The organism is Mycobacterium colombiense, assembly GCF_003284935.1.
GTDB lineage: Bacteria > Actinomycetota > Actinomycetes > Mycobacteriales > Mycobacteriaceae > Mycobacterium > Mycobacterium arosiense_A.
This window is the reverse complement of sequence record NZ_QMEV01000008.1, coordinates 31,343-55,635: the sequence shown is the minus strand read 5'-3', so window position 1 is coordinate 55,635 and position 24,293 is coordinate 31,343. Positions and strand designations below refer to the sequence as shown.

Sequence of the window (24,293 nt, the reverse complement as noted above, 5' to 3'; positions counted from 1 at the left end):
CACTTCGGCTGTCCACACGACGACGAGTGTGCGGCTGGCCGCACACTCGAACGTGAACGTGCGGGTGGCCGCACACTCGCGCCAGAGGAAAGCCGCTTAGCCCAGGATTAGGCCCGACGTGGGGACGCCGGTTCCGGCCGTGACGAGGACGTGATCGACATCGGGCACCGGGTTCACCGAGGTGCCCCGCAGTTGACGCACGCCCTCGGCGATGCCGTTCATGCCGTGGATGTAGGCCTCGCCGAGTTGGCCACCATGGGTGTTGATCGGCAGCCGCCCGCCGATCTCGATGGCGCCGTCGGCGATGAAGTCCTTCGCCTCGCCGCGACCGCAGAATCCCAACTCTTCCAACTGAATCAGCGTGAACGGGGTGAAGTGGTCATAAAGCACGGCGGTCTGGATGTCGGTCGGCTTCAACCCCGACTGCGCCCACAGCTGCTGGCCCACCACCCCCATCTCGGGCAGACCGAGTTCGGGCCGGTAGTAGCTGACCATCGTGTACTGGTCGGGGCTAGACCCCTGCGCCGCCGCCTCGATGATCGCCGGCCGCTGCTTGAGATCCTTCGCGCGCTCCGGTGAGGTCACCACGATCGCGACCGCACCGTCGGTCTCCTGGCAGCAGTCCAGCAGCCGCAGCGGCTCGGCGATCCACCGCGAATTCTGGTGGTCTTCAATGGTTATGGGCTTCTCGTAGAAATACGCCTTCGGGTTCTTGGCCGCATGCTTGCGGTCGGCCACCGAGATCACACCGAAGTCCCGGCTGCTGGCGCCGGAAAGATGCATATAGCGCTGGGCGATCATCGCGACCTGCGCGGCCGGTGTGGACAGCCCGTGCGGATAGGAGAACGAATTGTCGGCGGCGGTCGAATCAGCCTGCACGCCAGCATTTCCCACCAGCCGGGTTTGGACCTGACCGAATCTCATGCCGGAGCGCTCGTTGAAGGCGCGGTAAGCCACCACGACGTCTGCCACTCCGGTGGCGACGGCCATCGCGGCATGCAGGATGGTCCCGCACGCGGCACCGCCGCCATAACCCGTCTGGGCAAAGAACTTCAGGTCACCAATGCCGACCGCTCGCGCGACCGCGGTCTCGTTGTTGGTGTCCATCGTGAACGTCGTCAGCCCATCGACGTCGGACGGGCTCAAGCCGGCGTCGTCCAACGCATCCAAGACCGCCTCGGCCGCCAACCGCAGTTCGCTGCGGCCCGAGTCCTTGGAAAAGTCGGTGGCACCGATGCCGACGATGGCAGCCTTACCCGACAACATCAGGCACCCCCGATCGTCAGCGTCACGTTCGCGATGACGTGATCGCCAAGGCTGTTGCGGCCGAACACCTTCAGCGTGATCAGGCCGTCGTCGATGGCGGTCACCTCACCGGAGAAGGTGACGGTGTCGTAGGCGTACCACGGCACACCGAGCCGCAGACCGATCGACTTGATCAGCGCCGTCGGGCCCGCCCAGTCGGTGACGTAGCGCTGCACCAGCCCGGTGTCGGTGAGGATGTTGACGAAGATGTCCTTGGAACCCTTGGCCTGCGCCAGGTCCCGATCGTGGTGCACGTCCTGAAAGTCCCTGGTGGCCAGGGCCGTCGAGATGATGAACGTTGGCGTGCCATGCAGCTTGAGTTCGGGCAGCCTGGTGCCCACTTCAACAACGGGTGCGCTCATGCTTCGTCTCCCACGGGCTCCCACGCGTAGAGGCTCCACTCCGGGCCGGATTCACCGGCCGGGAAGTCGATATACGTTGCGCGGACCGGCATTCCGATTTTGATCGCGGCGTGGTCGACGTTGCGCAGCTCGCCCAGCATGCGAACGCCCTCTTCCAGTTCGACCAGCGCGATCACGAACGGCAGCGTGCGACCGGGCACCTTCGGTGCGTGGTGCACCACGTAGCTGAACACCGTGCCGCGGCCGCTGGCGACCGCGAAGTCGATCGGCTCGCCTTTGTCCTGCCACACCGCCGGCACCGGCGGGTGCTGCAGGGTGCCATCGGCGAGGCGCTGGATACGCAGCTCGTGCGCCGCCACACCCTCCCAGAAGAAGGCGGTGTCGCGGGACACCGCCGGACGCATCATGGCGTCGGCGTCCAGGTCCTGAGGGACCGACGCGGACGCGCCGGAATCCTCGCGGGGCCTGAATTTCAGTATCCGCCAGGCCATCTCGGCGACATCCTCGTCACCGACCCGCCAGGTGATGTGCTGGTTGATGAACCAGCCCTCGCCGAGCCCGGTCTGCTTGGGGCCGACGACGTCGCGCATCTCCGACACGACGGTGACCTGCTCGCCGGGACGCAGATACCGGTGGTAGGTCTGCTCGCAGTTGGTAGCGACCACGCCGATGTAGCCGGCCTCGTCGAACAGCTGCATGATCGGGCCCATGGGGTCGTCGGTCGGGCGTTCGCCGCCCAGTCCGAACATCGTCCACACCTGAATCATGGCCGGTGGGGCGACAATCCCGGGATGACCGGCGGCCTTGGCGGCGGCCTCGTCGACGTAGATCGGGTTGCGGTCCCCCAGCGCCTCGACCCAATTGTTGATCGTCGGCTGGTTCACCGGATCCCGCGCCTCGCGCGGGGTCGCGACGACGGTGGCGGTGATCTCCGCAACCGCTTCCTTGATATCGGTCATCGAGGCACCCTCGGCACCTTGAGTCCGGCCGCGGCGATCATCTCGCGCATCACTTCGTTCACGCCGCCGCCGAAGGTGATGACGAGGTTGCGCTTGGTCTGGGAGTCCAGCCACTTCAGCAGGTCGGCGGTGTCCGAATCGGCGGGGTTGCCGTATTTGCCGACGATCTCCTCGGCGAGCCGGCCGATGTACTGAATCTTCTCGGTACCAAAGACTTTGGTCGACGCGGCGTCGGCCACGTTGATGTCCTCACCCGCGGCGGCCACCTGCCAGTTCAGCAGTTCGTTGATCCGCCACATCGCGTGGATCTCGCCGAGGGCCCGCTTGACGTCCTGGTGATCGATCGGCGTGACGCCGTCGCTGCCCGGCTTGGACGCCCAGGCGTGCACCCGGTCGTAGATGCCGGCGGTGCGGCCCGCGGGACCCAGCATCACCCGCTCGTTGTTGAGCTGGGTGGTGATCAGCCGCCATCCGCCGTTCTCCTCGCCGACCAGCATGTCGGCGGGCACCCGCACGTCGTTGTAGTAGGTGGCGTTGGTGTGGTGGGCGCCGTCGGACAGGATGATCGGGGTCCAGGAGTAACCGGGATCCTTGGTGTCGACGATCAGGATCGAAATCCCCTTGTGCTTCACGGCTTCCGGGTCCGTGCGGCAGGCCAGCCAGATGTAGTCCGCGTCGTGGGCGCCGGTGGTGAAGATCTTCTGCCCGTTGACGATGTACTCGTCGCCCTGGCGCACCGCGGTGGTGCGCAGGGACGCCAGGTCGGTGCCGGCCTCGGGCTCGGTGTAGCCGATCGCGAAGTGCACCTCGCCGGCCAGGATCGCGGGCAGGAACTTCTTCTTCTGTTCCTCGCTGCCGAACTGCTGCAGCACCGGGCCGACCGTCTGCAGCGTCACCGCGGGCAGGGGCACGTCGGCGCGGTGTGCCTCGTTGACGAAGATCGACTGCTCGATGGGGCCGAAGCCCAAGCCGCCGAACTCCTTTGGCCAGCCGACGCCGAGCTTGCCGTCGCGGCCCATCCGCCGGATCACCGCGCGGTAGGCCTCGTTGTGCCGGTCCTGCTCCATCGCCTTCATCTCGTCGGAGGAGATCAGGTTGGAAAAGTATTCCCGCAGTTCCGCTTGCAGCTGACGCTGCTCGGGGGTCAGGTCTATGAACATTGCGCTCCCACCAGATCGAGACGATGAGAAGGACCGCCGAGCAGCCGGGACAGGTCCTTGATCGTGGAGTAGTACCGGTGCATGGGATAGGTGATGTCCATCCCCATCCCGCCGTGCAGGTGATGGCAGAGCTGCATCACCGGCGGGGCCTGCGAGGTGATCCAGTAGCCCAGGACGTCCAGGTCATCGTCGGCGTCGCGGCCCTCGGACAGCCGCCAGGCGACCGACTTCGCCGCCAAATCGATAGTGCGCGAGGCGATGTAGACCTCGGCGAGTTGCGCGGCGACGGTCTGGAACGTCGAGAGTGGCTTGCCGAACTGCTTGCGGTTGGCCACGTAGTCGGCGGTCAGCCGCAGCGCCCCGGCCACCAGCCCGTCGGCGTAGGCCCCGATGGCGGCCAGCACCAACTGGTTGACCCGCGAGGCCGTCGCGCCGGCCAACACGTCGGAGTCTTCGACCGCGACGTCGGCGAACGTGACCGTGTACTCCTCGGAGTCGTTGGAGGTCGGGGTTTGGACCACCTCGACGCCGTTGGCCTTCGGCGACACCACGACCACCGCGCTGTCGGCGGTCACCAGGATCCAATCCGCTTGTCCGGCATAGCCGACGCCGATTTTGGTGCCCGACAGCCGGCCGCCCGCGAACGTCGTCGACGGCCGATCCGGCAGCGCGGTACCCGGCTCGTTGAGCGCGGCGGTCAGCACCCCGCCCTTGGCGACTCCGGCCAGGAACCGGTCCTGCTGTGCGTCGGAGGCCAGGTCGAGCAGCGGCAGCACGCCGAAGCCCAGTGTGGCCAGGGCCGGCGTGACGGCGCCGTGGCGACCGATCTCGGTCAGCACGGTGGCGACCTCGGGCAGACCCACGCCGTCGCCGCCGAGGCGCTCGGGCACCGGGAGCGCCGTCACACCACCGTTGACCAAAGCGTCCCAGCTCAGCTCGCGCTCGAACACCGACGTGACGACATCGGCGACGGCCTGTTGCGTCGCGGTGAGGTCGAAGTCCATCAGGACGTCACCGCGTGCTTGCCGCTGTAGTCGACCTGCCAGTGCTTGATGCCGTTGAGCCAGCCCGACCGCAACCGCTCGGGCTCGCCGATCGGCTTGAGGTCCGGCATGTGATCGGCGACCGCGTTGAAGATCAGGTTGATCGTCATGCGGGCCAGGTTCGCGCCGATGCAGTAATGGGCGCCGGTGCCGCCGAACCCGACGTGTGGGTTCGGGTCGCGCAGGATGTTGAAGGTGTGCGGGTCTTCGAAGACCTCTTCGTCGAAATTGGCGGACCGGTAGGACATCACCACCCGCTGACCCTTCTTGATCTGCACGCCGGACAGCTCGGTGTCCTCGTTGGCGGTGCGCTGGAAGGCCGACACCGGGGTGGCCCACCGGATGATCTCGTCGGCCGCGGTCGCCGGGCGCTCCTTCTTGTACAGCTCCCACTGATCAGGGTTGTTCGCCATCGCGATCATGCCGTGGGTGATCGAGTTTCGGGTGGTCTCGTTGCCCGCCACGGCCAGCATGACCACGAAGAAACCGAACTCGTCGTCGGAGAGCTTCTCGCCGTCGATGTCGGCCTGGATGAGCGTGGTGACGATGTCGTCGGTGGGGTTCTTGCCCCGCTCCTCGGCCATGGCCATGGCGTAGGTGATCAGCTCCATCGACGACTGCGCGGGGTCGACGGTGGCGTACTCCGGATCGGTGCCACCGGTCATCTCGTTGGACCAGCGGAAGAGCTTGTCGCGATCCTCCTGGGGGACGCCGAGCAGACCCGCGATGGCCTGCAGGGGCAGCTCGCACGAGACCTGTTCGACGAAGTCGCCGGTGCCCTCCTTGGCGGCGGTCGCGGCGATGTTCTGGGCGCGCTGGGCCAGCTCGGCTTCCAGCCGCCCGATCGCCCGCGGGGTGAACCCGCGGGAGATGATCTTGCGCAGCCGGGTGTGGTGCGGCGCGTCCATGTTGAGCATCACGCTGCGCTGCAGCTCGACCTGCTCGCGCTTCATCTCCGGCGGCCAGGTGGGGATGGCGCCGTTCATCCAGCTCGAGAAGATGTCGCTGCGCTTCGACACCTCCTTGACGTCGGCGTGCTTGGTGACGAGCCAGTAGCCGTGGTCCTCGAAGCCGCCCGCGCCATTCGGGATGTCAACCCAGTGGATCGGCTCCGCCTTGCGGAGGTGGGCCAGTTCCTCGACGGGCAGCCCGGCGAGGTTGACGTCGGGGTCGAGAAAGTCGAAGTCGGCGGGAATGTTGGGGGGTGCCATGTGAAGTGTGCTCCTTTTACAACACTAATTGCAACGTGTTCTAGTGCCAGTAAAACACGGCTCCTGCGCAGATAAAAGGCAGGTCACCATCCTCGCTTGTCAGAGTAATGAAACGTGTTCTAGCCTGACGGAATGGGTAACCCTGTCATCGTTGAAGCCACCCGTAGCCCCATCGGCAAGCGGAACGGGTGGCTGTCCGGTTTACACGCCACCGAGTTGCTGGGCGCCACGCAGAAGGCTCTCGTGGAGAAGGTCGGCATCGACGCCGGCGACGTCGAACAGATCGTCGGCGGCTGCGTCACACAGTACGGCGAGCAGTCCAACAACATCACCCGGGTCAGCTGGCTGGTCGCCGGGCAGCCCGACCACGTCGGCGCCATGACCGTGGACTGTCAGTGCGGCAGCGGTCAGCAGGCCAACGGCCTGATCGCCGGCCTGATCGCGGCTGGCGCCATCGACATCGGCATCGCGTGCGGAATCGAAGCCATGAGCCGCGTCGGGCTCGGCGCGAACGCGGGTCCGGACCGGACCATCCTGCGTCCCTCGTCGTGGGACATCGATCTGCCCGACCAGTTCACCGCCGCCGAGCGGATCGCCAAGCGGCGCGGCATCACCCGGGAAGACATCGACGAGTTCGGGTTGGCCTCCCAGGTCAAGGCCAAGCAGGCCTGGGAGGAAGGCCGCTTCGATCGCGAGATCTCCCCGATCGAGGCCCCCGCGCTCGACGAGAACAAGCAACCGACGTCCGAGCGCGTCACCATCAGCCGCGACCAGGGCCTGCGCGACACCACGTTGTCGGGACTCAGTGCGCTGAAGCCGGTGATCGAGGGTGGAATCCACACGGCGGGAACGTCGTCGCAGATCTCCGACGGCGCGGCCGCGGTGCTGTGGATGGACGAGGACAAGGCCAAGGCGCTGGGCCTGCGGCCGCGGGCCCGCATCGTCAGCCAGGCGCTGGTCGGGGCCGAGCCCTACTACCACCTGGACGGCCCGGTGCAGTCGACGGCCAAGGTGCTGGAGAAGGCCGGCATGAAGATGGGTGACATCGACATCACCGAGATCAACGAGGCTTTCGCGTCGGTGGTGCTGTCCTGGGCGCGGGTGCACAACCCCGACATGGACAAGGTCAACGTCAACGGCGGCGCGATCGCGCTGGGCCACCCGGTCGGCAGCACCGGAAGCCGGCTGATCACCACCGCGCTGCACGAACTGGAGCGCACCGACCAGACCACCGCGCTGATCACCATGTGTGCGGGTGGTGCGCTGTCGACCGGCACCATCATCGAGCGCATCTAGCGCCCGATCTTTTGTGAGCATCCCCGACGAACGCCGCATCGCTGCGGCGCAGTCCTACATCGACGCGCTGGTCAACCACAACGGTGACGCCGTTCCGTTCGCGCCCGGGTGCACCCGTGTCGAGCAAGGCGTCAAGAACGGCTTCTCCGGAAATCACCTGCGGCGCAGCCTGAATCGCGGACTGCAGTACCGGTTGCTCGCGGAGACGACGCCACCGGATTACCGCATCGACGGCGACCGGGTGCACGCGTCCTACCAGGTGCTGACCAAGGCGGGGTTCGGCGGCCGGCGCCTGGCCGCACACGTCGACGAGACCTTCGTGATCCCGGTCGAAAGCCCAAGTGGGAAAGCCGAAATCCACCACATCAAGGTTCGCTTCAAACCCTTCGTTCACAGTCGTTAAGGACCGTCATGCCGAAATCGAAGCCGCGCGCACTGAACTCGCCCTGGGTCAGCTTCATCATCAAGTGGATGGCCAAGAGCAACGCGTGGATCTACCAGCGCAGCAACGGAAAATTCGGCAACACCTTCCAGAAGGCTCCGGTCGCGCTGCTCACCACCACGGGTCGCAAGAGCGGCGAACCCCGGGTGAGCCCGCTGCTCTACCTGCGCGAGGGAAACCGGGTGATTCTGGTCGCCTCGAAGGGCGGCAGCGACAAACACCCGCAGTGGTATCTCAACCTCAAGGCCAATCCGGCAGTCTCCGTGCAGATCAAGGACGAGGTGCTGCAGCTGCAGGCCCGCGATGCCACCGAGGCGGAACGCGCCGAGTACTGGCCGAAGCTGGACGCCATGTATCCCTCGTTCGACGACTACCGGGCGTGGACCGATCGCGTCATCCCGATCGTGATCTGCGATCCCTGACGTTTCCCCTGCATAAAGGCGGGGAACCATCCGGGGCAAGATGACCGACCGCCGCTGGATTCGTAACTCGCGCTCGATTGCGCTGCTGCTCAAGTATTTCGCGCGCGCCCATATCTGGGTGTACCAGCACACCGACGGCAAGATCGGCGCGAAGCTGTTGCGGTTTCCGGCGGCGCTGCTGACGACCACCGGACGCAAGTCCGACCAGCCGAGGACGACCGCGACGCTCTACCTGCGCGACGGTGACCGGGTGATCCTGCCCGCGACCTTCGGTGGGCGCGACGAAGACCCGTTGTGGTATCTCAACCTCAAAGAGAATCCCGACGTGCGGGTGCAGATCCGCGCGCAGCGGATGGACCTCGTCGCCCGCGACGCCACCGACGCTGAGCGGGAACGGTATTGGCCGCGCCTGACGCGGATGTACCCGCCCTACCGCAAGTACCGCGAGGCCGCCGACCGGGTGATCCCGCTCGTCGTGTGTGAACCGCGCTAGGCGCCGTAGACGGGGACGGGCCGGCGCGCCTTGGCGAGCAGGTCGGCGACGACGCGCCCCAGCTCCGCGGGATCCCACCGCGCGCCCTTGTCGATCTCCGGTCCGTGGGCCCAACCCTCGGCGACGCGGATCTTGCCGCCCTCGACCTCGAACACCTTGCCGCTGACATCGCGGGCCTCGGCGCTGCCCAACCAGACCACCAGCGGTGAAATGTTTTCCGGCGCCATGGCGTCGAAATCCTGGTCCTGCGTCGCCATCATCTCGGCGAACACGGTCTCGGTCATCCGGGTGCGCGCCGAGGGCGCGATGGCGTTGACGGTGACGCCGTAGCGCCCCATCTCGGCGGCGCCCACCAACGTCAACGCCGCGATGCCGGCCTTGGCCGCGCTGTAGTTGGCCTGTCCGACGCTGCCCTGCAGGCCCGCACCCGAACTCGTGTTGATGATCCGGGCGTCAACGGTTTTGCCCTCTTTGGACAGCCCGCGCCAGTACGACCCGGCGTGCCGCATGGTGGCGAAGTGCCCCTTGAGGTGCACGGCGATGACGGCGTCGAACTCCTCTTCGCTGGTGTTGGCCAGCATCCGGTCGCGCACGATGCCGGCGTTGTTCACCAAAACGTCCAGGCCGCCGAAGGTTTCGACCGCGGTCTTGATCAGGCCGGCAGCCTGGTCCCAATCGGCGATGTTGGATCCATCGGCGACGGCTTCACCACCTGCCGCGGTGATCTCGTCCACGACGCTCTGGGCGGCGCTGCCGCCGCCCGCCGGCGAACCGTCCAGGCCCACCCCGATGTCGTTGACCACCACACGCGCGCCTTCTTCGGCGAAGGCCAGCGCGTGTGCGCGACCGATGCCGCCGCCCGCTCCGGTGACGATGACGACGCGGCCGTCAACCACTCCCATAGTTCCTTCTCTCCTCTACTTGATCGCGCTGGCGTTCGTGGTGGCCAGATAGTGCGGCGGCTCGCCGCCGCCGTGCACCTCCAACGAGGCACCACTGATGTAGGACGCCGCATCGGACGCCAGAAACGCCGCGGCCCAACCGATGTCGGCGGGCTTGGCCAACCGGCCGAGCGGCACATTCTTCGAGATCGCCGCGATGGACTCGGCGTCGCCGTAGAACAGTTCGGATTGCTCGGTCTCCACCATGCCGACCACGCAGGAGTTCAACCGGACCTTCGGCCCCCACTCCACCGCCAGCGTTTGCGTGAGGCTTTCCAGGCCCGCCTTGGCCGCGCCGTAAGCGCCGGTGCCCGGGGACGGCCGGCGGCCGGACAGGCTGCAGATGTTGACGATCGACCCGCCGCGCGGCTGGCCCTGCATATGAGCGTTGGCGTGCTGCGAAACCGACAGTGCACCAATGAGATTCAGCTCGATGATCTTGCGGTTGAACTTGGCGCTGGACTCCGCGGTCAGCACGTACGGCGATCCCCCGGCATTGTTGACGACGACGTCGAGCCGACCGTGCCGGTCCACGATGGTGTCGATCAATCCCTTCACGGCGTCGTCGTCGCGGACGTCGCACGAGTGGAACTCATAGGGCAGCCCCTCGACCGCGCGCCGCGCGCAGGTGACGACGGTGGCGCCCTGCTCGGCGAACACGGAACTGATGCCGGCCCCCACCCCGCGCACACCACCGGTGACGAGAACCACCCGCTCGGCCAGCCCCAAGTTGATGGCTTCAAACGGGGGGCATGCTTCGGCGCGAGTCACTGTGCTAGCGTACCAAGCAAGTGCTTGCTTAGGTAGTTACCCCACAAGGAAGTGGCACCTTGCCCATCACATCCACAACCACCGAACCGGGCATCGTCGCGGTTACCGTCGACTTTCCGCCCGTCAACGCCATCCCGTCGCGGGGCTGGTTCGAGCTCGCCGACTCGATCACCGCGGCCGGCCAGAACCCCGAGACCCATGTGGTGATCCTGCGCGCCGAGGGCCGCGGCTTCAACGCCGGGGTCGACATCAAGGAGATGCAGCGAACCGAGGGATTCACCGCGCTCATCGACGCCAATCGCGGCTGCTTCGCCGCGTTCCGCGCGGTGTACGAGTGCGCGGTGCCGGTCGTCGCGGCCGTGAACGGATTCTGTGTCGGCGGCGGCATCGGGCTGGTCGGCAACTCCGACGTCATCGTGGCCTCCGACGACGCCACCTTCGGGCTGCCGGAGGTCGAACGCGGCGCGCTCGGCGCGGCGACGCACCTGTCGCGACTGGTCCCGCAGCACATGATGCGGCGGCTGTTCTTCACCGCGGCGACCGTCGACGCCGCCACCCTGCACCACTTCGGTTCGGTGCACGAGGTGGTGCCGCGCGACGAGCTCGACGAGGCGGCCTTGCGGGTCGCGCGCGACATCGCCGCCAAGGACACCCGCGTCATCCGGGCCGCCAAAGAGGCGCTGAACCTCATCGACGTGCAACGGGTCAACTCGAGTTACCGCATGGAGCAAGGCTTTACGTTCGAGCTCAACCTCGCCGGGGTGGCCGACGAGCATCGTGACGCGTTCGCCGGTACGACGAAGGGCGAGGGCAAGTGACCGACAAGAGAACCACTGTGGACGACGCTGTGGCGCAGTTGCGCAGCGGCATGACGATCGGCATCGGCGGCTGGGGGTCGCGGCGCAAGCCCATGGCGTTCGTCCGGGCCCTGCTGCGCACCGACATCACCGACCTGACCGTGGTGACCTACGGCGGGCCGGACCTGGGCCTGCTCTGCTCGGCCGGCAAGGTCAAGCGGGTCTACTACGGATTCGTCTCGCTGGACTCCCCACCCTTCTACGATCCTTGGTTCGCCAAAGCCCGCAGCAGCGGAGCGATCGAGGCCCGGGAGATGGACGAAGGCATGCTGCGGTGCGGTCTGCAGGCCGCCGCGCAACGCCTGCCGTTCCTGCCGATTCGGGCGGGGCTGGGCAGCTCGGTCCCGGACTTCTGGGAGGGCGAGCTGGCGACGGTGACCAGCCCGTATCCGGCACCCGGCGGCGGGCACGAGACCCTGATCGCGATGCCGGCGCTGCGCCTGGACGCCGCGTTCGCGCACCTCAATCTTGGTGACGCACGAGGCAATGCGGCCTACACCGGGATCGACCCGTACTTCGACGACCTGTTCCTGATGGCCGCCGAGAAACGCTTCCTGTCGGTGGAGCGCGTGGTGTCCACCCAGGAGCTGGTCAAGGCGGTCCCGCCGCAAGCGCTGCTGGTGAACCGCATGATGGTCGACGGCGTGGTCGAGGCGCCCGGCGGAGCCCACTTCACCACCGCCGCACCGGATTACGGGCGTGACGAGAAATTCCAGCGGCATTACGCCGAGGCGGCCTCGACCGACGAGGGTTGGCAGCGGTTCGTGCAGACCTTCCTGTCGGGCAGCGAAGAGGACTATCAGGCCGCGGTGCGCGCGTTCAAAGAGGAGGCCTCGTCATGAGCGGCGAAGCGATCAGCCGACCCGAGATCTGCGCGGTCGCCTGCGCCGAATTGTTCCGGGACGCCGGCGAAATCATGGTCAGCCCGATGACGAACATGGCCTCGGTCGGTGCCCGACTGGCCCGGCTGACCTTTTCGCCGGACATCCTGCTGACCGACGGCGAGGCGCAGCTGCTGGCCGAGACCCCGGCCCTGGGCGCGTCGGCACCCGTCGAGGGTTGGATGCCGTTCGGCCGGGTCTTCGAAACCCTCGCCTGGGGCCGGCGCCACGTCGTGATGGGCGCCAATCAGGTTGACCGCTTTGGCAATCAGAACATCTCGGCGTTCGGTCCGCTGCAGCAGCCCAAGCGCCAGATGTTCGGTGTGCGCGGCGCGCCCGGCAACGCCATCAACCACGCGACCAGCTACTGGGTGGGCAACCATTCCAAGCGGGTGTTCTGCGAGAAGGTCGACATCGTCTGCGGAATCGGTTGGGACAACGTGGACGACGACAATCCGGCGTTCCGCTTCGCCAACACCTACCGGGTGGTATCCAACCTCGGCGTGTTCGACTTCGGCGGGCCCTCGCGCACCATGCGGGCGGTGTCGCTGCACCCCGGCGTTTCGCCCGACGAGGTCGCCGATAACACGTCGTTCGAGGTGCACGGCCTGGATGACGCCGCGGAGACCCGGCTGCCGACCGACGAGGAGCTGCGGCTGATCCGCGAGGTCATCGACCCGAAGTCGCTGCGCGACAGAGAGATACGTTGATGATTATTCCGCCTCCTCCTCATCGCTTCGTCCCCCGCAAGCGGGAGGCGCCCCCGCTGCATCGTCGGCGGTGGGTATGAAGCTGCGCACGCCGCTGACCGAGCTGGTCGGTGTCGAGCACCCGGTGGTCCAAACCGGGATGGGCTGGGTGGCCGGGGCCCGGCTGGTGTCAGCCACCGCCAACGCCGGCGGGCTGGGCATCCTGGCGTCGGCCACCATGACGCTGGACGAACTGGCGACCGCCATCGCCAAGGTCAAGGCCGCCACGGACAAGCCGTTCGGCGTCAACATCCGCGCCGATGCCGCCGACGCGGGCGATCGCGTCGACCTGATGATCCGCGAGGGTGTCAAGGTGGCGTCCTTCGCTTTGGCTCCCAAGCAGGAGCTCATCGCCCGGCTGAAAGACGCCGGGGCCGTGGTGATTCCATCGATCGGCGCGGCCAAGCACGCCCGCAAGGTCGCCGGCTGGGGCGCCGACGCGATGATCGTGCAGGGCGGCGAGGGCGGCGGGCACACCGGACCCGTCGCCACCACGCTGCTCCTGCCCTCGGTACTGGACGCCGTGCAGGGCACCGGAATCCCCGTGATCGCGGCGGGCGGATTCTTCGACGGGCGCGGCCTGGCGGCCGCGTTGAGCTACGGCGCCGCCGGCGTGGCGATGGGCACGCGGTTTCTGCTCACCTCGGATTCGACGGTGCCCGACGCGGTCAAGCGCCGCTACCTCGAGTCGGCGCTGGACGGCACGGTGGTCACCACCCGCGTCGACGGGATGCCGCACCGGGTGCTGCGCACGGGTCTGGTCGAGAAGCTGGAAGGCGGTTCGCCGGTTCGGGGCCTCACCGCGGCCGTGCGCAATGCCGCCAAGTTCAAGCACATGTCGCAGATGACCTGGCGGTCGATGATCAGCGACGGCCTGGCGATGCGGCACGGCAAGGAGATGACCTGGTCCCAGGTGGTGATGGCGGCCAACACCCCAATGCTGTTGAAAGCCGGCCTGGTCGACGGCAACACCGAGGCGGGCGTGCTGGCTTCCGGGCAGGTGGCCGGCATTCTCGAGGACCTGCCGTCGTGCGCCGAACTGATCGAGTCGATCGTGCGCGACGCCATCAAGCACCTGCAGGAGGCGTCCGCCTTCATCGACGGGTCGTAACGCCCTCGGCTAAAGCATATAGCTGAATCCGAGCATCATTAAGCTATTATCTTCAAATGGCTGGGATGAAGCAGGAGTCTTCATCGCGGGCGACGCTGATCGGCGACGTCGTCGGCTCCCGGCGCGCTACCGACCGCGCGAAGCTGCATCGGAACCTGGCGAAAGCCCTGCGGCACATCGCCGACGACGCCAGCACCCCGCCCGCGTTCACCGTCGGTGACGAGTTTCAGGGCAGTTACCCGACCGTCGGCGCTGCGATCGACGCCGCCCTGTCGCTGCGGTTGGCCGTCGGCCCCGACATCGACGTCCGGTTCGGGATCGGCTGGGGCTCGGTCACCGTCCTCGACGCCGCCGCGGGAATCCAGGACGGGCCCGGCTGGTGGACCGCCCGCGAGGCCATCCAGCACACGGCGCAGGCCCAGCGGCAGCCCGGCTTGACGCTGGTACGGACCACGTTTCGGGCCGAGACCGGCGCCCGCGACGACGTCGCCGCCGTCAACGCCGCCCTGATCTGTCGGGACCATCTGCTTGGATCGCTCGATGAACGGTCATTGCGGATTGTGAGGGGTTTGATGACGGGCCGGACCAAAAAGGAGCTCGCCGCCGCCGAGGGCATCAGCCCGTCGGCGGTGTCCCAGCGCGCGAGCCGCGACGGCCTGGACCTGATCGTGCTTGCCAGTCAATACCTTCGGAGCCTGCCGTGAGCGCGGTCGCGGTGTTTCTCATCGCCCTCGGGGTCGCAGACCTGTGTCGGCGCGCGGTCCGCGCGCCATGGCCGCCGATGCTTCTCGGGCCCATCGCGGTGCTGGCGTGCGCGGTGTCGGGCGCCCTGTGGCATGCCGGCGACATCCCGCTGCTCGTGGTGGCCGCCGTGGCGGTGGTGGCGTGGGAATGGCTTTGCGCGCGAAGCGAACTCAGCGGTAAAAACCAGGTCGCTCCGCTTGCGGTGTTCGGTGGGGCCCTGGCGGTGCTGGCCGCGTTATCCGGCTGGTCCTCGCCGGGCGGCGGCGTCGTCGCGCGGTGGTCGGCCTGGGTTCACCTGCCGCTCAGCCATGTGACGCCCACGCGGTTGCTGATGCTCGTCGGCGTGATGCTGGTCCAGTTCGCCACCGCAAATCAGTTGGTGCGCCTGGTGCTTGGCTCTGTCGGCGCGGTGCGCCCACCCGGTGAGCCGCAGCCGTCGGATCGGCTCAAGGGCGGCAGGCTGCTGGGACCGCTGGAACGCCTGCTGATCCTGAGCCTGGGGGTCGGCGGCCAGGTGGCGGCGGCCAGCGCCGTCGTCGCCGCCAAGGGCATCATCCGGTTCCCGGAGTTGAGCGCCCAAACCAACCGCAACAACGGCGTCGGCATCGACGAGGTGACCGAGTACTTTCTGGTCGGCAGCTTCACGAGTTGGCTTCTCGCCCTGGGCGGCATCGGTCTGGTGGTTGCAACCCGCTAAGAGCTTGGCCGAGTGTGAAATTCACGACGCGACACGCCGGTGGATTCACGCTCGGCGAAGGAAGGGAGGGCGCTTACAACCGCTCGATGATCGTGACGTTGGCCGTGCCGCCGCCTTCGCACATCGTCTGCAGCCCGTAGCGGCCGCCGATGCGCTCCAGCTCGTTGAGCATGGTGGTGAACAGCTTGGCGCCGGTGGCACCCAGCGGATGACCGAGCGCGATGGCACCACCGTTGGGGTTGACCTTTTCCGGGTCGGCCTTGATCTCCTTGAGCCAGGCCAACACCACCGGCGCGAACGCCTCGTTGATCTCGACGGTGTCGATGTCGTCGATGGACAACCCGGTCTTGTCCAGCGCGTAGCGAGTCGCCGGGATGGGTCCGGTCAGCATGAAGACCGGGTCGGCGGCGCGGGCGCTGATGTGGTGGATGCGGGCCCGCGGCGTCAGGTTGTGCTCCTTGACGGCCTTTTCGGACGCCAGCAGCACGGCGCTGGCGCCGTCGGAAATCTGACTGGCCATGGCCGCTGTCAACCGGCCGCCCTCGACCAGCGTCTTGAGTCCGGCCATCTTCTCCAGCGACGATTCACGCGGCCCCTCGTCAACCCGGAACGGCCCGGATTCCGTTTCCACGGTGATGATTTCGTTGTCGAAGTGGCCGCCGCGGATCGCCGCGAAGGCGCGCTCGTGGCTGGTCAGCGCGTAGCGCTCCATCTCCTCGCGGGACAGGTCCCACTTCTCGGCGATCATCTCCGAGCCGCGGAACTGCGAGATCTCTTGGTCGCCGTAGCGGTGCAGCCACTGCTTGGATTCGTTTGTCGGTGAGGTGAATCCGAACTGCTCGCCCACGGTCATGGCCGACGAGATCGGGATCTGGCTCATGTTCTGCACGCCGCCCGCGACGATCAGGTCGGCCGTGCCGGACATAACCGCCTGCGCGCCAAAGGAAATTGCCTGCTGGCTGGAACCGCACTGCCGGTCGACGGTGACGCCGGGAACCTCTTCGGGATAACCTGCGGCCAGCCACGAGAGGCGGGCGATGTTGCCGGCCTGCGCGCCGATGGCATCGACGCAGCCCGCGATCACGTCGTCGACGGCGGCGGGATCGACGTCGACCCGGTCGAGCAGCCCGCGCCAGCCCAGGGCACCCAGATCCACCGGATGAACCCCGGCCAGCGATCCGCCGCGCTTGCCGACCGCGGTACGCACAGCGTCGATGACGTACGCCTCAGGCATCTTTCAGACTCCTTCTTTGGTGATCCCGCCAAGCACGATGGCGAGATATTGCTGGCCCACCTCTTGCGCGGTGAGCGGTCCGCCGGGTTGATACCAGCGCACCGACACCCAGGTGGTGTCACGGATGAAGCGGTAGATCAGGTCAACGTCGAGGTCGGGCCGAAAGTAGCCCTGTTCGACGCCCTGATTGAGCAACTCGAGCCACATCTTGCGCTGTTGACGGTTCATGTCCTCGATGTAGGAGAACCGGGGCTGGGACAACAACCGCTGGGCTTCGTCCTGGTAGATGACGACCTGCGCGTGCCGGTGCTCGATCGCCTCGAACGACGCCATGAACAGGCCCTTGAGCCGCTCCAGCGGGTTGGCCTCGCTGTCAACGATCTCGCGGTAGCGCGCGAACAGCCAGTCCAGGAAACTACGCAACAGCTCGTCGACCATTTCCTCCTTGGAGGAGAAGTGGTGATACAGGCTGCCGGACAGGATGCCGGCGCTGTCGGCGATGTCCCGGACGGTGGTGGCGCGCAATCCACGCTCGGCGAACATGGTCGCGGCAAGCTCCAATAGCTCGTCTCGCCGGCTGTTCGCCTGACCGGGCACTCGGTCCACCCGATCAGAGTATCAACCAAGCGCTTGCTTGGCCACCGACGGGCGGTTTCCCGTCCGCGCCAGTCGTCAGCGGCGTCAGCGCAGCGAGACCACCGGCGGGTTCTGTGACTCGTCGGCGGTGCCGGACACGAACGCGTTGACGACGCTCGTCTTGGTGCCGCCGGAGCGGGTCTGGGCCGTCAGCGGGAAGTTGACCGACCCGGAGAAGGACGCCTCGAGCCGGAAGGGGTCGAACAGATTGATCTTCAGGCCACTGATGTCCGGCTTGCCCCAGACGGCGGTCCCGTCCACCAGGTCGTAGTCGAAGGCGTGCTGGGGACAGTCGACCGGTCGCAGTTGGGTCGAGTTCGCGCAATTGGCCAGCGCCGCCGAGATCGCGGAGCTGGTCGCGGCCAACCCCTTGTCGCTGAGTTTGAATTCCAGGTCGTTGAAATACGCACCCGATGTCGTCAGATTGTCAAGCAGGAAAGGCTTTTTCGGGTTGACGGCCAGATTCGGGTTGCTGCTCGAGACGTCCAGCCAACCGGGAAAGACATAGACGGGTGCGGTACCGACGGGCTTGCCGAAGAACGTCGCGGTTTTGACGGCGGCCTGCTCGATGCCCGCGTTCAGCGTGTCCACCTTGATCGCGGCGTGGTCGAGCTTCCAGTCGCTGCCGGCCTTCTTGATCGACATGGTCACGTCGGAGGTGTTGTCGCCGAATTTCGCCGACACATGCACCTGCCCGAAACCGAAACCGCGAGCGGAATTGTCGTCGAGGATCTTGATGTCGGTGATCGGCCACCGCGCGATCTGCCGCTTGAGGATGTCGTCTGTCAGGAACTCCTTCGACGCCGGCTGGTCGGTGCTGTAGGAGAGCGCGGCTTGCGCGTCCCCGCGGGCCAGCGCCTCGAGGTAACCCTTGGCGGCATCACCGGCGCTGCCGGATCCGCCGCCGCTGCTGACGGCGATCACGGTGATGACCACCACGACGAGCACCACCGCGGCCACGCTCAGGCCGATGATCCACGGCTTGCGATTGCGCTGACCGGGGCCGCCGTGCGGCCCGTGGAACTGGGCGACGGTGACCGGCGGCGACGAGGGCCACGCCCCGTAGGCCGGTTGCCCGTACGGGGTTGGCTGACCCCCTTGACCCCACTGCTGCGGCCAACCCGCGTCGGATTGCCACGGGGCGCCGGGCGGTTGGCCGGGTGTGCTTGCGGGAGGCGGGTTCTCACCCCACGGTCGGTGACCCGGTCCGTCGCTCACTGCACCCTCCCACCTGCGTCAACCGCGTTGGTCGACAATTGTAAACACGTCGCGGGCCGGCGCTAGTCAGCGATGCCGCAGCTCACGGGTGCTGGCTGGAAACCGAGATGACCTCGCCGGTCAGGTAGCTGGAGTAGTCGCTGGCGAGGAAGGCGATGGTGGCCGCCACCTCCCACGGCTCGGCGGCCCGGCCGAAGGCCTCACCGGCCGACAGCCGGTCGAGCAGATCGGCCGACGACGTCTTCTCCAGGAACTTGTGCCGCGCGATGCTCGGCGACACCGCGTTGATCCGCACGTCGTACTCCGCGGCTTCGATTGCGCTGCAACGGGTCAGCGCCATCACGCCCGCTTTGGCGGCGGCGTAGTGCGCCTGCGAGTGCTGGGCGCGCCAGCCCAGGACGCTGGCGTTGTTGACGATCACCCCGCCGTGCGGCGCCTCGCGGAAGTAGCGCAACGCCGCGCGGGTGGCGCGGAACACCGACGTGAGGGTGACGTCCAGGACGCGGTCCCATTCCTCGTCGGTCATGTCGACCACCGGGGTCTGTCCGCCCAGTCCGGCGTTGTTGACCAGGACGTCGACGCGGCCCATCCGCGCGGTGGCCGACGCGAACAGCGCATCGATCTGCGCGGTCGACGTCACGTCGCACAGCACGCTTTCGACCCGGCCCTGCCCCAGCGCGGCGAGCTCGTCGGCGGTCTCCCCCAGCCGGCGTTCGTGGTGGTCGGAGATCAGCACGTCGGCACCCTCGGCCAGCGCCCGCCGCGCGGTCGCCGCGCCGATCCCGGTGCCGGCGGCGGCGGTCACCACCACCACCTTGCCTTGCAGAAGTCCGTGTCCGGCAATCTCTTTGGGAGCTTCGGACAGACTCATCCCTTAACCTCTCGGGGTAGGCCGAGCACCCGCTCGGCGATGATGTTGCGCTGGATCTCGTTGGACCCGCCGTAGATGGTGTCGGCGCGGGTGAACAGGAACAGCCGCTGCCATTCGTCGAACTCGCCGTCGGTCAGGGTCAGCCCCGGCTTGCCGACGACGTCCATGGCCAGCTCACCGAGGTCGCGATGCCAGTTGGCCCACAACAGCTTTGACACATTGTCCTGGCCGGGCTGCTCGACGTCCATGGTGGCCAGCGCGTAGCTGCGCATGGCGCGCAACCCGGTCCACGCCCGCGTCAGCCGCTCGCGAATGAACGGGTCGTCCGCGGCGCCGGTGCGCTGAGCGAGCTCGGCCAGGTTGGAAAGCTCACGGGCATAACGGATTTGCTGCCCGAGCGTCGACACGCCGCGCTCGAAGGTCAGCGTGCCCATGGCGACCCGCCAGCCGTCCCCGGGCTCGCCGACCACCAGGGAAGCCTCGGTGCGGGCGTCGTCGAAGAACACCTCGTTGAATTCCGAGTCGCCGGTCAGCTGGACGATCGGCCGGACCTGCACGCCCGGCTGATCGAGCGGCACCAGCAGATATGACAAGCCGGCGTGGCGCTTGGAGCCCTTCTCGGTGCGCGCCACCACGAAGCACCACTGCGCCCAGTGCGCCAGCGACGTCCACACCTTCTGGCCGTTGATCACCCACTCGTCGCCGTCGAGTTCGGCGGTGGTCGCCACGTTGGCCAGGTCGCTGCCGGCCCCGGGCTCCGAATATCCCTGGCACCACAGCTCGGTGACATCGAGGATCTTCGGCAGGAAGCGCTGCTGCTGCTCGGGCGTCCCGAACGCGATCAGCGTCGGGCCGAGCAGCTCTTCGCCGAAGTGGTTGACCTTGTCCGGGGCGTCGGCCTTCGCGTACTCCTCGTAGAAGGCCACCCGGTGCGCGGTGGACAACCCACGGCCGCCGTGCTCGACCGGCCAGCCCAGGCAGGTCAGCCCGGCCTTGGCCAGGTGCTGATTCCATGCGCGGCGCTCCTCGAACGCCTCGTGCTCGCGGCCGGGGCCGCCGAGACCCTTGAGCGCTGCGAATTCGCCGACCAGATTGTCGGCGAGCCAAGAGCGGACCTCCGCCCGGAACTCCTCGACGTCCTGCATGCCCTGTAGGCTAACCTACCAAGCACTTGCTTTGTAGCTCGGTGACGATGCGCGCCGCGGGGCGGCGTGAGGAGAAACCGGGCAATCACATCGGGCCAGCGCTGCTACAGGAGCATTCCATGACCAACGATCCGCGCACGGTGCCCGCGGCGCTGGATCGTTTCGCGAGCCAGCTGCCCGAGCACGACGCGCTGATCACCGACGAGCGGTCCTTCACCGCCGCCGGCCTGCGCGCCGAAGTCCACCGCGCGGCCGCCGCGCTCATCGATCTGGGGGTGCGAGCGGGCGACCGGGTGGCCATCTGGTCGCCGAACACCTGGCACTGGGTGGTGGCCTGCCTGGCCATCCACCACGCCGGGGCCGCGATGGTGCCGCTGAACACCCGCTACACCGCCGCCGAGGCCACCGACATCCTGGCCCGCACCGAGGCGCCGGTGTTGTTCGGGATGGGCCAATTCCTCGGCCACGACCGCCTCGCCGACCTGGACCGCGCCGCACTGCCCGCGCTGCGCAATGTCGTGCGGATACCGATCGAGGCGGACGACGGCACGTGGGACGACTTTGTCGCGCAGGGCACCGACCTCGACGCGGTCGTCGCTCGCGCGTCGGCCGTCGCCCCCGGCGACGTCAGCGACATCCTTTTCACGTCCGGTACCACCGGCCGCAGCAAAGGCGTGCTGTGCGCGCACCGGCAGTCGCTGTCGGCCTCGGCGGCCTGGGCGGCCAACGGCAAGATCACCAGCGACGACCGCTACCTGTGCATCAACCCCTTCTTCCACAACTTCGGCTACAAGGCCGGCATCCTGGCCTGCCTGCAGACCGGTGCCACGCTGATCCCCCACCTGACCTTCGACCCGCTGCGCGCGCTGCAGGCCATCGAGCGACACCGCATCACCGTGCTGCCCGGGCCGCCCACCATCTACCAGACCCTGCTCGACCACCCGGCGCGCGACGACTACGACCTGAGCTCATTGCGGTTCGCGGTGACCGGGGCGGCCACAGTGCCGGTGGTGCTGGTGGAGCGCATGCAATCCGAACTCGACATCGACATCGTGCTGACCGCCTACGGGCTGACCGAGGCCAACGGCATGGGCACCATGTGCCGCGCCGACGACGACGCGGTCACCGTGGCGACCACCTGCGGGCGCCCGTTCGCCGACTTCGAATTGCGCATCGACGCCGATTCACCCGGGGAATCGGGAGAGGTGTTGCTGCGCGGGCCGAACGTGATGCTGGGCTACCTCGACGACCCCGAGGCCACCGCGGCGGCCATCGACGCCGACGGGTGGCTGCACACCGGTGACATCGGCGCCGTCGACCCCGCGGGCAACCTGCGCATCACCGATCGACTCAAAGACATGTACATCTGCGGTGGATTCAACGTCTACCCCGCCGAGGTCGAGCAGGTGCTGGCCCGGATGGACGGCGTGGCCGACGCCGCGGTGATCGGAGTCCCCGACGAGCGGCTCGGCGAGGTGGGCCGGGCGTACCTGGTGACCCGGCCCGGCGCAGAACTCGACGAGCAATCCGTGATCGCTTACACCCGTGAACATTTGGCGAACTTCAAGGCACCACGGTCGGTGCGGTTCGTCGACGCGTTGCCGCGCAATGCCGGCGGCAAGGTGGTCAAACCACAACTGCGAGAGCTGGACTGATGGATCTGGATCTGGACGAAGACACCCTGGCCTTCCAGGCCGAGGTCCGGGAATTCTTGTCGGCCAACGCCGATTCGATCCCGACCAAGTCATACGACAACGCCGACGGCTTTGCCCAACACCGGAAATGGGACCGCGTGCTGTTCGACGCCGGCCTCTCGGTGATCACCTGGCCGAAGAAGTACGGCGGCCGCGACGCGCCGCTGCTGCACTGGGTGGTGTTCGAGGAGGAATACTTCCGGGCCGGTGCGCCGGGTCGGGCCAGCGCCAACGGCACCTCGATGCTGGCGCCGACGCTGTTCGCGCACGGCACCGAGGAACAGCTGATGAGGATCCTGCCGAAAATGGCCAGCGGAGAAGAGATCTGGGCGCAGGCGTGGTCGGAGCCCGAGTCCGGCAGCGACCTGGCCTCGCTGCGGTCCACCGCGACGGCGACCGACGGCGGCTGGCTACTCAACGGGCAGAAGATCTGGAGTTCGCGAGCCCCGTTCGCCGAGCGGGGTTTCGGGCTCTTCCGTTCCGACCCGGGGGCCGAGCGACACAACGGGCTGACGTACTTCATGTTCGACCTGAAGGCCAAGGGCGTCACGGTGCGGCCCATCGTCCAGCTGGGCGGTGACACCGGCTTCGGTGAAATCTTCCTCGACGACGTCTTCGTGCCCGACGAGGACGTGATCGGCACCCCGCACGACGGTTGGCGGGCGGCCATGAGCACGTCGAGCAACGAGCGCGGCATGTCCCTGCGCAGCCCGGCCCGCTTCCTGGCCACCGCCGAGCGGCTGGTGCGGCTCTGGCAGGACAGCGGCTCACCCGACGCGTTCGCCGACCGCGTGGCCGACGGCTGGATCAAGGCGCAGGCCTACCGGCTGCAAACGTTCGGCACGGTGACCCGGCTGGGCCTCGGCGGCGAGCTGGGCGCCGAGTCGTCGGTGACCAAAGTGTTCTGGTCCGACCTCGACGTCGAATTGCACCAGACCGCGCTCGATCTGCTGGCCGCCGACGGGGAACTGACCAGCCGGTGGACCGAAGGTCTGCTGTTCGCGCTGGGCGGCCCGATCTACGCCGGGACCAACGAGATTCAGCGCAACATCATCTCCGAGCGGTTGCTGGGCCTGCCGCGCGAAAAGTCCGGGGGCAAGAAGTGAAATTTGCGCTAGACGAACAGCAGCGCGACTTCGCGGCCAGCATCGACGCCGCGCTCGGCGCGGCGGATCTGCCCGCCGCGGTGCGCGCGTGGTCGGCGGGCGACACCGCACCCGGCCGCAAGGTCTGGGAGCAGTTGGCCAACCTGGGCGTCACCGCGTTGGCCGTGCCGGAGGAATTCGACGGTATCGGGGCCGACCCGGTCGACCTCGTCGTCGCCATCGAGCGCCTGGGACGCTGGTGCGTGCCGGGCCCGGTGGCCGAATCCATCGCCGTGGCACCGGTTTTGCTCGCCTCGGGCGATCAAGCCGGGCGGTGCGCAGAATTGGCGTCCGGTGAGCTGATCGCCACCGTCGCGCTGCCCCCGCAGACGCCGCGCGCGGTGGACGCCGACGCGGCCGGGCTGGTGCTGCTGGCCGGCGAAGACGGCGTCACCGAGGCGGCGCCGGGCGAGGTCCACGAGTCGGTCGACCCCAGCCGGCGGCTGTATGACGTGACCGCGACCGGGTCGTCGTGGCAGGCGGATATCAAGCGCGCCTACGAGTTCGGCGCGCTGGCCACGGCGGCCCAGCTGATCGGTGCGGCCGAGGCGCTGCGCGACGGGGCGGTCGACTACGCCAAGCAGCGCAGCCAGTTCGGCCGGGTGATCGGCTCGTACCAGGCGATCAAGCACAAGCTCGCCGACGTGCACATCGCCATCGAGCTGGCCCGTCCGCTGGTGTACGGCGCGGCGCTCACGCTGGACCCGCGCGATGTCAGCGCGGCCAAGGCGGCGGCGTCCGAGGCGGGCCTGGTGGCGGCGCGGTCGGCGCTGCAAACCCACGGCGCCATCGGCTTCACGCAGGAGCACGACCTGTCGCTCCTGCTGCTGCGCGTGCAGGCCCTGCGGTCCGCGTGGGGCACGCCGGAGCAGCATCGGCGGCGAGTGCTGGAGGCGCTATGACAGC

General features: G+C 67.7%; 26 protein-coding genes. 13 read left to right on the top strand and 13 right to left on the bottom strand.

Annotated elements, in window-relative coordinates:
- Window positions 1–96: 96 nt before the first annotated feature.
- The 6 genes from DQP57_RS06250 to DQP57_RS06225 are packed head-to-tail and all read right to left on the bottom strand — an operon-like array spanning window position 97 to window position 6,040.
- Window positions 97–1,266 carry a lipid-transfer protein gene (locus tag DQP57_RS06250; protein WP_112632178.1) on the bottom strand — a complete coding sequence of 390 codons (1,170 nt, stop codon included), beginning with the start codon at window positions 1,264–1,266 and terminating at the stop codon, window positions 97–99.
- A complete protein-coding gene (locus DQP57_RS06245; protein ID WP_112632177.1) occupies window positions 1,266–1,667 on the bottom strand; it encodes a MaoC family dehydratase in 402 nt (133 codons plus the stop codon). Before DQP57_RS06245 ends, DQP57_RS06250 begins: the two co-directional genes overlap by 1 nt.
- Complete coding sequence (locus DQP57_RS06240; protein WP_112632176.1) at window positions 1,664–2,626, bottom strand: bifunctional MaoC family dehydratase N-terminal/OB-fold nucleic acid binding domain-containing protein; 963 nt, start codon at window positions 2,624–2,626, stop codon at window positions 1,664–1,666. Before DQP57_RS06240 ends, DQP57_RS06245 begins: the two co-directional genes overlap by 4 nt.
- Window positions 2,623–3,786 carry an acyl-CoA dehydrogenase FadE29 gene (fadE29, locus tag DQP57_RS06235; RefSeq protein ID WP_066877047.1) on the bottom strand — a complete coding sequence of 388 codons (1,164 nt, stop codon included), beginning with the start codon at window positions 3,784–3,786 and terminating at the stop codon, window positions 2,623–2,625. Before fadE29 ends, DQP57_RS06240 begins: the two co-directional genes overlap by 4 nt.
- A complete protein-coding gene (locus DQP57_RS06230; protein WP_112632175.1) occupies window positions 3,777–4,790 on the bottom strand; it encodes an acyl-CoA dehydrogenase family protein in 1,014 nt (337 codons plus the stop codon). The genes fadE29 and DQP57_RS06230 overlap by 10 nt, the downstream gene beginning before the upstream one ends.
- A complete protein-coding gene (locus DQP57_RS06225) occupies window positions 4,790–6,040 on the bottom strand; it encodes a cytochrome P450 (RefSeq protein WP_112632174.1) in 1,251 nt (416 codons plus the stop codon). The genes DQP57_RS06230 and DQP57_RS06225 overlap by 1 nt, the downstream gene beginning before the upstream one ends.
- A gap of 132 nt (window positions 6,041–6,172) precedes the next feature.
- Here DQP57_RS06225 and DQP57_RS06220 point away from each other — a divergent pair, with 132 nt between their 5' ends.
- The 4 genes from DQP57_RS06220 to DQP57_RS06205 are packed head-to-tail and all read left to right on the top strand — an operon-like array spanning window position 6,173 to window position 8,693.
- On the top strand, window positions 6,173–7,336 hold the full coding sequence (locus tag DQP57_RS06220; RefSeq protein ID WP_112632173.1) for a steroid 3-ketoacyl-CoA thiolase: 1,164 nt from the start codon (window positions 6,173–6,175) through the stop codon (window positions 7,334–7,336).
- A 13-nt stretch (window positions 7,337–7,349) separates the two neighbouring features.
- Window positions 7,350–7,739 carry a hypothetical protein gene (locus DQP57_RS06215; RefSeq protein ID WP_112632172.1) on the top strand — a complete coding sequence of 130 codons (390 nt, stop codon included), beginning with the start codon at window positions 7,350–7,352 and terminating at the stop codon, window positions 7,737–7,739.
- 8 nt (window positions 7,740–7,747) lie between these two features.
- Window positions 7,748–8,200 (top strand): nitroreductase family deazaflavin-dependent oxidoreductase, encoded by a 453-nt coding sequence (locus tag DQP57_RS06210; protein WP_112632171.1) that lies wholly within the window; start codon window positions 7,748–7,750, stop codon window positions 8,198–8,200.
- A gap of 40 nt (window positions 8,201–8,240) precedes the next feature.
- Entirely contained in the window at window positions 8,241–8,693 is a 453-nt protein-coding gene (locus DQP57_RS06205) for a nitroreductase family deazaflavin-dependent oxidoreductase (RefSeq protein WP_112632170.1), read from the top strand.
- On the opposite strand, the gene DQP57_RS06200 is transcribed toward DQP57_RS06205, so the two are convergent.
- On the bottom strand, window positions 8,690–9,595 hold the full coding sequence (locus DQP57_RS06200) for an SDR family oxidoreductase (protein ID WP_112632169.1): 906 nt from the start codon (window positions 9,593–9,595) through the stop codon (window positions 8,690–8,692). The two genes, DQP57_RS06205 and DQP57_RS06200, sit on opposite strands and share 4 nt — an antisense overlap.
- A gap of 15 nt (window positions 9,596–9,610) precedes the next feature.
- Window positions 9,611–10,405, bottom strand: coding sequence for an SDR family oxidoreductase (locus DQP57_RS06195; RefSeq protein WP_165821758.1), 795 nt, complete (start codon window positions 10,403–10,405; stop codon window positions 9,611–9,613).
- Between the two features lie 59 nt (window positions 10,406–10,464).
- Here DQP57_RS06195 and echA20 point away from each other — a divergent pair, with 59 nt between their 5' ends.
- The 6 genes from echA20 (at window position 10,465) to DQP57_RS06165 (ending at window position 15,444) form a co-directional block, all read left to right on the top strand.
- Entirely contained in the window at window positions 10,465–11,223 is a 759-nt protein-coding gene (echA20, locus tag DQP57_RS06190; protein WP_112632168.1) for a (7aS)-7a-methyl-1,5-dioxo-2,3,5,6,7,7a-hexahydro-1H-indene-carboxyl-CoA hydrolase, read from the top strand.
- Complete coding sequence (ipdA, locus tag DQP57_RS06185; protein ID WP_112632167.1) at window positions 11,220–12,104, top strand: cholesterol ring-cleaving hydrolase subunit IpdA; 885 nt, start codon at window positions 11,220–11,222, stop codon at window positions 12,102–12,104. The genes echA20 and ipdA overlap by 4 nt, the downstream gene beginning before the upstream one ends.
- Window positions 12,101–12,853: a cholesterol ring-cleaving hydrolase subunit IpdB gene (ipdB, locus tag DQP57_RS06180; protein WP_112632166.1), complete on the top strand. Its 753-nt coding sequence runs from the start codon at window positions 12,101–12,103 to the stop codon at window positions 12,851–12,853. The genes ipdA and ipdB overlap by 4 nt, the downstream gene beginning before the upstream one ends.
- A 76-nt stretch (window positions 12,854–12,929) precedes the next feature.
- The gene (ipdC, locus tag DQP57_RS06175; protein ID WP_112632165.1) at window positions 12,930–14,003 is read left to right on the top strand and encodes a (3aS,4S,5R,7aS)-5-hydroxy-7a-methyl-1-oxo-octahydro-1H-indene-4-carboxyl-CoA dehydrogenase; all 1,074 of its coding nucleotides are present in this window, start codon (window positions 12,930–12,932) and stop codon (window positions 14,001–14,003) included.
- A gap of 65 nt (window positions 14,004–14,068) precedes the next feature.
- Window positions 14,069–14,707 carry a SatD family protein gene (locus DQP57_RS06170; protein WP_430918228.1) on the top strand — a complete coding sequence of 213 codons (639 nt, stop codon included), beginning with the start codon at window positions 14,069–14,071 and terminating at the stop codon, window positions 14,705–14,707.
- Window positions 14,704–15,444, top strand: a complete 741-nt coding sequence (locus tag DQP57_RS06165; protein ID WP_112632163.1) for a hypothetical protein — start codon at window positions 14,704–14,706, stop codon at window positions 15,442–15,444. Before DQP57_RS06170 ends, DQP57_RS06165 begins: the two co-directional genes overlap by 4 nt.
- A gap of 73 nt (window positions 15,445–15,517) precedes the next feature.
- Here the strand turns inward: DQP57_RS06165 and fadA6 are convergent, their stop codons facing one another.
- The 5 genes from fadA6 to ipdE1 form a co-directional block, all read right to left on the bottom strand.
- Window positions 15,518–16,678, bottom strand: coding sequence for a steroid 3-ketoacyl-CoA thiolase FadA6 (gene fadA6 / locus DQP57_RS06160; RefSeq protein ID WP_112632162.1), 1,161 nt, complete (start codon window positions 16,676–16,678; stop codon window positions 15,518–15,520).
- A gap of 3 nt (window positions 16,679–16,681) precedes the next feature.
- Entirely contained in the window at window positions 16,682–17,284 is a 603-nt protein-coding gene (gene kstR2, locus DQP57_RS06155; protein ID WP_112632161.1) for a TetR family transcriptional regulator KstR2, read from the bottom strand.
- Window positions 17,285–17,359: 75 nt separating this feature from the next.
- Window positions 17,360–18,532: a DUF4878 domain-containing protein gene (locus DQP57_RS06150; protein WP_112632160.1), complete on the bottom strand. Its 1,173-nt coding sequence runs from the start codon at window positions 18,530–18,532 to the stop codon at window positions 17,360–17,362.
- 82 nt (window positions 18,533–18,614) lie between these two features.
- Window positions 18,615–19,403: a (5R,7aS)-5-hydroxy-7a-methyl-1-oxo-2,3,5,6,7,7a-hexahydro-1H-indene-carboxyl-CoA reductase gene (ipdF, locus tag DQP57_RS06145; RefSeq protein WP_112632159.1), complete on the bottom strand. Its 789-nt coding sequence runs from the start codon at window positions 19,401–19,403 to the stop codon at window positions 18,615–18,617.
- Window positions 19,400–20,548, bottom strand: a complete 1,149-nt coding sequence (gene ipdE1, locus DQP57_RS06140) for an acyl-CoA dehydrogenase IpdE1 (RefSeq protein WP_112632158.1) — start codon at window positions 20,546–20,548, stop codon at window positions 19,400–19,402. The genes ipdF and ipdE1 overlap by 4 nt, the downstream gene beginning before the upstream one ends.
- Before the next feature lie 119 nt (window positions 20,549–20,667).
- Here ipdE1 and fadD3 point away from each other — a divergent pair, with 119 nt between their 5' ends.
- From fadD3 to DQP57_RS06125, 3 genes are read left to right on the top strand one after another with little or no spacing between them, the layout of a single operon-like run.
- Entirely contained in the window at window positions 20,668–22,203 is a 1,536-nt protein-coding gene (gene fadD3 / locus DQP57_RS06135) for a 3-((3aS,4S,7aS)-7a-methyl-1,5-dioxo-octahydro-1H-inden-4-yl)propanoate--CoA ligase FadD3 (protein ID WP_112632243.1), read from the top strand.
- A complete protein-coding gene (locus tag DQP57_RS06130; protein WP_112632157.1) occupies window positions 22,203–23,348 on the top strand; it encodes an acyl-CoA dehydrogenase family protein in 1,146 nt (381 codons plus the stop codon). Before fadD3 ends, DQP57_RS06130 begins: the two co-directional genes overlap by 1 nt.
- Window positions 23,345–24,289: an acyl-CoA dehydrogenase family protein gene (locus DQP57_RS06125; RefSeq protein WP_112632156.1), complete on the top strand. Its 945-nt coding sequence runs from the start codon at window positions 23,345–23,347 to the stop codon at window positions 24,287–24,289. The genes DQP57_RS06130 and DQP57_RS06125 overlap by 4 nt, the downstream gene beginning before the upstream one ends.
- The last annotated feature ends 4 nt before the right edge of the window (window positions 24,290–24,293 follow it).